We start from the raw sequence: 11,697 nt of genomic DNA, 5'->3' as shown, positions 1-11,697 counted from the left end.
ATGAGTGCCAATGGGCAGCATGATCTTTACTATATTAAACAAGAACTTCAAGACATCATTAACGAGATTGAAAGTATTGCATCAGGAATCGATCGGAGCTTTGAAGGAATCGGTAATGAAAAATGTGCCGCCAAACTCAGGTCTATTGCGGACCACTATAGGGGAGTAAAACGAAAACTAGGTAATATTGATACCTCTAAAGTGAAAGAAGCGTAATGATTGATTCTCGTGCTGGTTTGGGGATTTAAATAGGCGGAGAAATTCCGGCTACCTGAGGTTAGAGGGTGCTTAAGTAGCAGAAATAAGCGGAGATATTCCGGTTAACTGTTCAAAATGAGCCCAAATCCAACGATTTGAATCAAATAGGCGGAAAAACTCCGCTTATTTATAAGGTTTTATAAGGTTTTCCCAAAATAACCGGAATTCCTCCGCTTATTTTTCCAACAAAGTGAAGTCCACATTCAATACTATATTGAAAGAAGGGATAACAATGGCTGATGTAATAAAAGTAGATACCAGGCGTGTGGCTGCGGCTGCCCAAAATATTGCTAACTATAATAATAGAATCAGAGATGATTTTTCACCCGTGGAAGCTGCCATGAGAACGTTAAATAGTGCATGGGACAGTACGGCTGCACAGCAAGCGATGGATTCCTTCTATAAAATAAAAAGTAATTTTCATGAACCAAGGTATACTGTCATGGATAATTTTGTTAAATTCCTGCAACAGCAGGTTGATCCCGGTTACACACAGACAGAAACAGTGAACACATTTTTGGCAGATTTGTTTAAATAAAAATCAGCCATTTTCAGGAGGGGGATGTCTTATGGGGCAGTTTATTAAAGTGAACCATAGTCAATTTGAGAATGCAGCAGATGCCATTGATACCTACCTATCAAGTCATAAAAGAAACATGTCAGCCACTGAGGGTGAAATAAAGAACCTTGGAACCACTTGGCAGGGGACGGATTCAAAACAGTTCCAACTCCAGTGGAATCAGGTGGATGACAATGATTCTACATCAAAGAATATGGCAAAGGCATTAGAGAATTATGCGAACTTTTTAAGATATGCAGCAAGCCAATACAAGGAAGCTCAATCGAAAGCAGTAAATCGAGCCAATTGGTTATAAGAGTAGAATTTAGATTCAGGAGATAGTTATGGGTAAAACAACCATTGAACTGCGCAAAAATAATTATAGTGTTGTGAATAAGTTACTACATCCCGAAGCGATCAATGATCGTGAATTAAACGCCATTGCCAGGGGGGGATTTGAGTATCTAATTCCGGTTCAGGCAGAAATTAAAAAAAAGGGGACAGTGTTAACTAGTTCAATCGTTGGGATGACAACGCTGCAAACCTATTTTAGTGGTGTTGTCAGCAAGAAAATGTTTTTGGATGTCATCACACAACTTGTTGCCATTGTGAAAGATTGTGAAAAGAACTTAATGAATGTTAATAATCTTATGTTCGATTGGCATTCTATTTTTCTTGATCCGAGAACGAAAAAGATACAATGTATTTTCTGGCCGATTGTGAATAACCAACATCCAACTGATTTGGCGGATTTTTTCCATGATTTGCCCTTTCGTGTTGTTTTTACGAAACACGAAGATCACGGATATATAGGCAAGTATTTGCTTTATTTTAAGAGCAACCCGATTTTTTCGATTAACGGCTTTGAAAAAACACTCTTTGAAATTATCGGTAAAAGGGTAGAAAACAAGTCTTATATTCCATCTGATTCAAACAATATTGGAGATAGTAATCGGTTAACAGCCAAGCAAGAAGATGGAAAGTCTAAAAAAACTCCGATTGCCTATGATCCGTTTAGCGCTCCTGAGGTAAAGGAAGAAGTTTCAAAGCTTTGTACTTCTTGTGGAAAACAAAGCGTGGAAAGTGCCAAGTTTTGTGTTTACTGTGGCATGCCTTTTGAAAAGGCTGAAACTCCAATACCTCCTAATCCTACACAAGTTTCGGGAACAGTCGTTCAAGAGCCTGCCGCGAAAAGAGCCGAAACACAAAGTTTTAGTGAAACAACCGTTTTGGGTGCAGATCCTTATGATGCTGGTACCACAGTGCTTGGTGCAGATAGTGGTGAGGAACCAACATTCCCCTATTTAATAAGAGAAAAAACAGAAGAAAAAATCACTGTAGATAAGCCCTCTTTCCGGATTGGAAAGGAAAGTCGGTATTGTGATTATTTTATATCCAATAACAATGCTATTAGCAGAAGTCATGCAGATATTATTACAAAGGATCATCGTTATTATATTATCGATCATAACTCGACAAATAAAACGTATGTAGAAGGACGAGTGATTCCAGTAGAAAAAGAGATTGAGATTTTCTCTGGAACAAAACTAAGGTTGGCAAATGAAGACTTTGTTTTTTACATCTAAGCAAGGAAGGTTCTCCATATGGAAGTTTTAACAGCAGCATATAGCGATATCGGGATCAAAAAAGCAACCAATCAAGACAGTTTATGTGTGAAGGTTGCAGATACATCATTTGGAAAGGTGGTCCTTGCGGTCATTTGTGACGGCATGGGCGGTCTTTCCAAAGGTGAAGTTGCCTCTGCAAGTGTTGTCAATGCCTTTTCAGAATGGTTCGAACAGGAACTTCCCGTACAACTGGCACATGGTGATATGGATGAAATCAAATATCGCTGGGATCGGATCATCAAAGAGCAAAATCAAAGAATCGGAGAGTATGGAAGAAGAGTAAGAATTCAGCTTGGAACCACCTTGACAGCATTGCTACTAATCGATTCTACGTTTATGCTGATTGGTCATGTCGGAGATTCGCGCGTGTATCGATTGGACCAAAAGCTTGAGGTACTGACCGATGACCAGACGGTAGTCGGAAGAGAGGTTAGACGAGGAACCCTAACGCCAGAGCAAGCCAAGAGTGATCACCGTCGAAATGTTCTTTTGCAATGTATCGGGGCTTCTAAACTAGTAGAGCCGCAGTTTCTGGCTGGGACGCCGAAACGGGGAGATGTTTACTTGCTCTGTTCAGATGGGTTCCGTCATATGATTTCGGAGGCTGAAATCTATCATGCCTTCTCACCAGCGTCCCTTAGGGATGAGGCCATCATGGAATACAAAGCAAAAGAGATGGTAGAACTTAATAAGCAAAGACGAGAAACCGATAATATCACACTTGTGCTTGTTAAAATTCTATAAGGATGGGGATTTTTTTTGGCAGCAATTGGGTCAGTTGTAGAAGGTAAATATGAAATACTGAAGCTGATTGGTCAAGGCGGTATGTCAAAGGTGTACCTTGCGATGGACAAACGTCTCAACAAACAGTGGGCAGTAAAAGAAATTGAAAAAACCTATAGTGAAAAGAACAATCAAATTTTCATTCAAAGCGCTATTGACGAAGCCAATATGATTAAGAAGCTTGACCATCCATCGCTGCCTCGTATTGTAGACATCATCGAATATGTCGATGTGATTTATGTCATCATGGACTATATTGAAGGTGAACCGCTGAATAGGATTTTGGAGGAGTATGGAGCACAGCCTCAGGATTTAGTCATTGAATGGGCCAAGCAGCTGTGTGAGGTGCTGGATTACTTACATACATGCGATCCTCCTATTATTTATCGGGATATGAAGCCTGCAAACGTGATGTTAAGGCCGGATGGCAATCTCAAGCTAATCGACTTTGGGATTGCCAGGGAATACAAGGAGCAAAACTTGGCGGATACGGTGAGCTTGGGAACGAAGGGATATGCGGCACCTGAACAGTTCGGCGGCAAAGGGCAGACAGATGCAAGAACGGATGTCTATTGTCTTGGGGTCACACTCTATCATTTGGTCACAGGGCAGAATCCTAGTGAACCCCCATACGAGTTATATCCGATTCGGCATTGGAATCCACATTTATCCGGCGGTTTGGAAAAAATTATTCAAAAATGCACGCAGCTTAATCCGGATGACCGCTATCAATCTTGCGCTGAGTTGTTATATGCATTGAATCATTATGAAGAGGCTGATGATCACTATCGTGCAAAACAAAAAGCAAGGTTACGCAATTTTAGTCTAGTAAGCGGGGCATGTGTTCTTTTCTTGTTGGTTGGCATTATGGGGCAAGTGATGAGTGTTCAAAAAACGAATGATGATTACATGACGAAGCTTGAAAATGCCAGGGCAGCAGGTGCTGATACCAATAAAGTTGACAATTATTTAAAGGCAATTGATATAAAACCAACAGAAACAAAGGCCTATGAGGAATTGGTAGAAGTCTATAAAAATAATGCTTCTTTTTCTGTTGAAGAGGAAGAAGAACTCACAAAGAAAATGGGTCCCCATTTAATGGACTTGTACGAAAATCCTGCGTATGCCAATCTTGCTTTTGAAATTGGTAAAGCATATTGGTATTACTATGACTATGGAAAAAGTGAAACTAGTGATAATCAGACTACTAGAATGATTAGTTCGGTTAAGTGGTTTGATGATGCTGTACGCTATGGTTCTAAAGATATTGATTTTTACAAAATGGCCGTTATCTACCGAGATATTGGCCGATTTAATCAAGATATTAATATTTTGGTTGAAGAGGCTTCTGATAAGGGCAAATATAAACCTTACTGGGAAAATATCAAAGACTTGATCAAGCTGATTGATGATGAAAGTGAAATTGTTCAGTTAGAACTCTATCGATTAACGATGTATTCTGTCGAGCAGTATGCAAGGAAATTCAAAAGTGACGGGATAACAGAAAGTGATATTCGTTCTGTTGTGGAAGCCGTAAAAAAAGGCACCAATAATGTAGAAGTATCAACAGACAAAACGATAGCGATAAAAAATGAGGTAGTGGATCGTTTTGATTTGATATCTCTGGAAATCGATAAAGCATATCGGAATTGACAGGGGGAATTACAATGGATGCATCAACGTGGAACCTCATTTCTATTGTCGGATATTCCCTTAGTGGTATCTTGTTGATCGTGGTTGTTTTTATGTTTTTTAAAATGAACATTCCCGCGATTATTGGTGATTTGAATGGTAAAACGGCCGCGAGACAGATACAGGAAATTCGAGAAAAGAACAAACTTACCGGTAATAAGCAACATAGGCCTAGCACATTTAATGTGGAAAGAGGTACCCTAACCGCCCCGGTTAGTACCCGATTCGGCAGAACAGGCAGGACCGGAAGGACACCATCTGCACTTTCTGAGGGGTTAGAGAATAAAGGAATTACGGCGCAAACCTCTCGTCCGACTGTGCTGGAAAGCCTGCCAACAGAGGTCAAACAGGGAAGCCTGGCAATGATGAATGAGGCTACGACTGTTCTGATTCAGGACTCTCAAATGTTACAGGTTGAAGAAATGTATGGTGATGGTACAGAAGTACTGCTGATGAATGAAACAGAAGTACTTGAACAAGGTACCGAAATTTTGATGAATGAAACAGAGGTACTGTATGAAGGTACGGTAGTTTTGGCAGAGGATAGTGGAACCACGGTTTTAAATGCCACTGGGGAAGTAGATTATGAGAATGTTACTGTGCCGCTTGCGGTTGAATTTAAGATTGTGAAGGATATAAAAATCACTCATTCAAATGAAGTCATTTAAGATTTTCACAAACTACATGATTTTCATTCATTAAGGAGAGAGAAACAAATGCTTAAAAGAAAGGCATCAAAGGTCAAGCGCATTCTGGCTATGATACTTGCCATCTTGCTCGTAACCAATCAAATACCAATGGGAACCAGCCTGCCGGTATATGCAGAAAATGGGGAAGAACCACTAGAGGTTACAGAAGAAGTAACCCAAAATAGTGATGGCTTGGCTGCTGAAGAAACAGAACCTGAGCCAATTCAAGAACCTGGGCCCATTCAAGAACCTGGACCAATTCAAGATCCTGAGCCAGTTACCTATAATGTAAGTGTTGAACCTATCGGAACAGGCTCCGGTAAAGTGGTAATGGACGGAACAGAATATACCACAAGTCCCGTTCCTGTTTTAGAAGGCACAGAAGTTGAGTTAACCATTACTCCGGATTCAAATTCCGAAATTAAGTCTGTGAAAATGGGTCATAACGATGCAGTAGAAGTTTCTGGGAAGGAAAAGCTAGGTTACACTACAAAACTTCCTGCTATTTCTGAAGAAACAACGATTGTAGTAGAATTTGTCTTGAAAACCTATGAGATTGAATTTAACTATGCTGCGGCCGAGGGGATTGTTAAAAAGGATACTTTTCCATTAACGACTGATGCTGTCACACATGGATCAGATGTATCTTATACGGCCGTTCCGAGTGCTGGTAATCATATTAAGAGTATTAAAATTACAAAAGGTAGTGAAGTAACAGAACTTCCCCTGCCGACAGAGGTTACAAATTCAACAAAGGATCATACTTTTTCTATCTCTACTGTGACAGAAAATCAACGAGTTGATGTGGAGTTTGAACCGAACACGTATAGTATTACGTTTAAGACAAATGAGTTTGGAACCATTTATACTTCAGATGGCGGCAAGGTAGAAGTAAAACATGGCAAAGACGCTTCTTTTAAAGCGATTCCCAATCCTAATTACCATGTTGATACCATTACCATTAACACAGGAAATAAAAAAGATACAATCGAAGTAGATATCCCGGAATATGTGAAAGAAAGCACGCAAGAATTTCCCTACACCATCACAAATGTGAAGGGAAATATGGAGGTTACCGTAACATTTGCGATTAATACGCATGAAGTTACGACCTCTGTCACAAAGGAAAAAGACGACAATGGTGACTATGTTGAACATGGCAGTGTTTCATCCGTAGATACTGAGATTGAACATGGCGGTCAAGCTGCTATTACGATCACACCTGATGAATCCTACCGAGTGAAGGAAATACTTGTAGCGAATTCAAGTATTCCACTTGATTCTGAGGACTTTATTGAAAATGAAGATGGGACCTTTACCTACATTCTAAAAAACATTACAAAAGATACAACTGTACAAGTTTCATTTGAACTCATCCCGTTCTCTGATGGACAATGGGGACAATATATGGAAGTTATCCCTACTACGGGATCTTTAATTGAAAAGGAACGTACAAATGGAAGCGAAAGTGAAAACTTGTACATTTATTCAAAAAATGCCAACTTAAAATTAGTACCTGTAGACCCATATAATCGGTTAAGAATTAACTATGGATGGGTATCTGAGTATAACTTTAATCAATCGATTGAAATCAGTTACTTGAACGTTAAAACAAAGGAACTGTTTTATTCGAAAAATGAGCAGTGGGTTATATTGCCTGGAAACTTATATCTAGTAATGGATAAGCAAGCACCTGAAGTAAATGAGGAACTGCAGCTAACCGGTAAGGATAAAGAAAGAGTTGGAGATTCTCTCTGGTTTAGCGGTGCTGTTACAGTTTCCGGTACAATCGATAATAGTGAAGAGAGTATTGGCAGATTTAGCGTTCCTTACTCGACTGCTATTGATAAGGTTTACTATAGTAAGGGTGAGTACGCGCAAGAAAACCGTAAAGAGGCAGATTTTGATGCTGAAACAAATCAATTTAAATTCCAAACGGAGGATGAGAAGTACCAAGGTGTTTACAGCATTTGGAGTGTTGATAAAGCGGGGAATGAATCAAGAGTTAAGCAAGTAGCTATCAACATTGATAAAACTGCTCCAGAACTAGATGGTGAAAAAGAAGCCGTTACATTAACGGCGAAGAATAATGGTTTCTATGCGAAGGCCATTAACTTCCTTACTTTTGGAACTTTCTTTAACGAGGAGATAGAGGTTACTGTTAAGGCGAAAGATGCTGATTCCGGGATTCAAAGCATTATTTTAAAAGCGAATTCGGCGAATGGCAAGGAAACGAAGGCTTGGATACAGGACTTCGATAGAGGGGAAGGAAAGGCAGAGGCAACATTTACTCTTGAAGAAGATTTTGCAGGTACTCTTACCGTAGAAGTGATTGACAATGTTCATCGTCTAACCTCTATTCCAATCACGAATTTGAACTCCAATATGGTTGCGGAAAATGGAAAAGTGATGATCGAAACCATTGCTCCAGATGCAAACATTACGGTGAAACACGATGAAAGCAAAGTAACAAGATATGTAGAGGAGTCTGGTAAAGAAATTTACAGCGGTGATGTTACATTTGATGTCGCTGTGGGTGATCAGCAATCGGGTGTTCGTACCGTTACGATTGATTCGAATGGTGATAAGAACTACAAAAATGATGATTATCGTGATAAAGAAACCCATGAGGTTCCTTATACCTTCACCACACAGGACTTAAACAAAGCGGGAATAGACATTGGGAAAGATGGCTCTTACCATGTGTATGCCAATGTGAAGGATAATGCGGGCAATACTGCCGCAGTGGGAAAAACGATTTATTTGGATACCGAGGAGCCAAAGCTAAATGGAAGTGAACCGATTACCTTTGATCCTACGTATGATAGCGAGATTGCAAAAGCAATCAATTTCCTCACATTTGGTACTTTCTTCAATGAAAGAATGGAGATTACTGTTCAGGTACAAGATGATATTTCTGGCGTCAAAGATTTATATGTCAATGCTACATCATCAAAGGACCAGGAAGTAACTAAATTAGAAGCAGACATCAAAAGAGATGGCATGAATGCACAAGCTACATTTACTCTTGATGTTGAAAGCTTTAAAGGAACGTTTGATGTAGTCGTCACAGACCATGTCAACAATCAAAAAATCTATCGGGTTAACGCAGGAAATTCCAATATCGAAGCAGAGGGCAATGACGAAGTGATGATTGAAAAAACACCTCCTACTGCTGATATTCAGATAACCCACGATAAGGGCGTAACTCCATATGTGGAGGAGACCTCTGGTAAAGTCTTTTACAGCAATGATGTAACCTTTGAAGTTAACGTCCAAGATACCAATTCAGATATCGTATCTGGTATTAAGGATGCCAAAGTTAAGGTGAACGGTGTTGAAAAAGAATATAAGTATGACAGTGAGTTAGTACCGACGAAGGCGTTAGATCCTGTTCATACAACAGACGTACAAATTAATGAAGATGGATCATACGATATCTCTGTAGAGGCAAGTGATAATGCCGGAAATCTGCTAGAGAATCTTGAAAATAGTGAAGATCCAACCAAAGTAACAAAAACGATTTATATCGATAAAAAACTTCCGGAAATCACGCAGTTCCATTTTAGTGCCGTAGATGAAAATACGGAGGAACAAAAGTCTCCATTCCATAGTGTGGAGTTAACGGAATATGGTTTGTTTTTCAAAAAAACAACGCAAGTTACCGTAACAGCAGAAGATAAAGCAGAAAGTGGCATGGCAGCGAGTGGCGTTAAATCCATGATTATTTATTTGCAAGATTACGAGAATGGTAAATACTATGCATTACAGTCAAATGGTTCACTATCTGAAATAGAGCAGAGTGGTATTGGAAGTATTGCAGGTATTTCAACGAATGATGAAGTGACATTTACGATTCCGGCATCTTTTAAAGGTCAGATTTTTGCCAAAGCGACAGACCACGTTACCAACAGCAGCGAGTTTGTTACACCAAAAGGTACGGTTATTGAAAATGAGAAAAAACACGAGGATACATCTGCTATCAAGATTGAACCAGCAGAAAAAACAACCTTAAAGGATCAGGAAAATAAAGATTTTTATAACAAAAATGTAGATGTGAAGGTAAGGGTAACCGATACGTATTCAGGTCTGGCAAGTGTGGAATGGTCCGTTGTGGCTCCTTATGATACGGCTCATAATAAAACTGGCAAGGTTGAAATCAATAAAGACGGCCAACTTGCTGGGAGTCTTGAAGGCTGGAATAAAGAGAAGACAGATAAGAATTTAGTCACTGAAATGACCAAAACCCTGCCTGTAACGAATAATAGTAATGGTATTGTGGTCAAAGTGAAAATCACGGACCAAGCAGGTAACACGTCGGAAGAGTTTATTGATTTCAGCATCGACAAGACTGCTCCGACAATGGAAGTTATGTACAATAACAACAGTGCCGATGCGCAGAATGCTGATTACTTCAAGGCAGATCGTATCGCAACGATTGTGGTTACCGAGCGTAACTTTGATGCAAAAGATGTGGTCCATCGTATTACGAATACAGATGGTGGTATCCCTGAAGTTGTGGGCTGGTCAACAAAAGCAAATGCTCAAGACCCAGACAAAACCACTCATACTGCAACCGTGAAATACAGTGCAGATGGAGATTACACCTTTGATCTTGCGTACAGTGATATGGCAGGAAATAAGGCAGCACCATTCGCCCAGCATAAGTTTACAATCGATAAAACCATACCTGTCATTAACGTAGCATACAACAACAATTCAGCAGCAAACGGACACTATTATAAAAATGCCAGAACTGCAACGATTTCAATTCGAGAGCATAACTTTGAAACGGGTCGAATTCAGGTGACAGGCACCGCAACAGACGGAGGCAATCCAATTGCATTCCCGAAAATTAGCGGCTGGTCTACAAATGGAGATGTTCACACAGCTACGATCTCTTATGCTGCTGATGGGGCATATAGCTTTGATATTGCTTATAGTGATATGGCAGGAAATGTGGCTGCGGATTATTCTATGGATCAATTCATCGTCGACCAAACAGTGCCGAAGCTTGCCATCACAGGTGTTGCAGACAAGTCTGCTAATAATGGCGATGTTGCTCCCGTCATCTCTTATTCTGATACAAATTTTAATAAGAGTGGAGTTTCGATTAATCTAAAAGGTTCGAATAAAGGGAATGTCGCATTAGCCGGAAGCTTTGCAGATGCTGCAAACGGTCAAGTTTATACGTTCAATAACTTTGAAAAAGTCAAAGAGAATGATGATCTTTATACCTTAACAGCCACACTTACTGACTTTGCAGGAAATGTATCGACGCAAACAATCATGTTCTCTGTGAACCGTTTTGGTTCTGTTTATACCTTTGATGAAAGTTTGAAGGCGATTGAAGGTAAGTATGTGAAGAAGGAACAAGACGTAATCTTGACAGAAACAAATGTTGATAGCTTGAAGAAAGAGTCCATTAAGGTAAAGATGACGAAAAATGGTACACCTCATGATTTGGTTGCAGGAACAGATTACTCCGTATCCGAAACCGGTGGTGAAGGTACTTGGAGTCAATACAAGTATGTGGTGAAGAAAGATTTATTTGCTGCCGATGGTAAATACACCGTTGCGATTTACTCAGAGGATGCAGCTGGTAACATTAATGAAAACATTGATGAAGTCAAAAAAGCGGAAGTTACATTTGGTATCGACAAGACTGCTCCTGTTATTGTTCCAATTGATTTAGAGAACGGTCAACAATATCCAGTTGAGGAAAAAGTGGTCTCTGTCACCATTAAGGACAATCTTGTTCTGAACGATGCTGCTATTTATTTAAATGGTAAACGAGTGGAGCACCATGCAGATGGAGAGAACTTCACATTTGCGATTGGAAGCTCGAACGACTTGCAGAATGTTAAAATTACAGCAGTCGATGCAGCTGGCAATGAACTATCGAAAGAAGTGAGAGAATTGCTTGTATCGACGAACCCATTTGTCCGCTGGTATAACAATAAGCCATTGTTTGCGGGCTCACTTGGCGGGGTAGGTGGTTTAGGTTTGGCCATTTCCGCATTGGTTATTTTACGCAGACAAAAGAATCACAACCGAGAACCTGAAAATGAAGTAATGGGAGGTTAAC

Annotated in this window: 8 protein-coding genes; all 8 read left to right on the top strand. The window is 39.9% G+C overall.

The genetic code is table 11. The annotated features are described in order from the left end of the window. The 8 genes from M3189_RS23775 (at position 1) to M3189_RS23740 (ending at position 11,696) form a co-directional block, all read left to right on the top strand. Positions 1-216, top strand: coding sequence for a hypothetical protein (locus M3189_RS23775; RefSeq protein WP_251638768.1), 216 nt, complete (start codon positions 1-3; stop codon positions 214-216). A 274-nt stretch (positions 217-490) separates the two neighbouring features. Beyond that, positions 491-796, top strand: a complete 306-nt coding sequence (locus tag M3189_RS23770) for a WXG100 family type VII secretion target (protein ID WP_251638766.1) — start codon at positions 491-493, stop codon at positions 794-796. A gap of 31 nt (positions 797-827) precedes the next feature. Then, complete coding sequence (locus tag M3189_RS23765; RefSeq protein ID WP_251638765.1) at positions 828-1,133, top strand: WXG100 family type VII secretion target; 306 nt, start codon at positions 828-830, stop codon at positions 1,131-1,133. A 28-nt stretch (positions 1,134-1,161) separates the two neighbouring features. After that, the gene (locus tag M3189_RS23760; protein WP_251638762.1) at positions 1,162-2,403 is read left to right on the top strand and encodes an FHA domain-containing protein; all 1,242 of its coding nucleotides are present in this window, start codon (positions 1,162-1,164) and stop codon (positions 2,401-2,403) included. An 18-nt stretch (positions 2,404-2,421) separates the two neighbouring features. After that, positions 2,422-3,189 carry a PP2C family protein-serine/threonine phosphatase gene (locus M3189_RS23755; protein ID WP_251638760.1) on the top strand — a complete coding sequence of 256 codons (768 nt, stop codon included), beginning with the start codon at positions 2,422-2,424 and terminating at the stop codon, positions 3,187-3,189. Between the two features lie 15 nt (positions 3,190-3,204). Continuing rightward, complete coding sequence (locus M3189_RS23750) at positions 3,205-4,881, top strand: serine/threonine protein kinase (RefSeq protein WP_251638758.1); 1,677 nt, start codon at positions 3,205-3,207, stop codon at positions 4,879-4,881. A gap of 14 nt (positions 4,882-4,895) precedes the next feature. After that, positions 4,896-5,588, top strand: a complete 693-nt coding sequence (locus tag M3189_RS23745; protein ID WP_251638757.1) for a hypothetical protein — start codon at positions 4,896-4,898, stop codon at positions 5,586-5,588. A gap of 48 nt (positions 5,589-5,636) precedes the next feature. After that, the gene (locus M3189_RS23740) at positions 5,637-11,696 is read left to right on the top strand and encodes an InlB B-repeat-containing protein (RefSeq protein ID WP_251638755.1); all 6,060 of its coding nucleotides are present in this window, start codon (positions 5,637-5,639) and stop codon (positions 11,694-11,696) included. The last annotated feature ends 1 nt before the right edge of the window (position 11,697 follow it).

This window comes from Neobacillus niacini, assembly GCF_023715415.1.
GTDB lineage: Bacteria > Bacillota > Bacilli > Bacillales > Cytobacillaceae > Neobacillus > Neobacillus niacini_C.
This window is presented reverse-complemented; position numbering and strand designations above follow the sequence as displayed.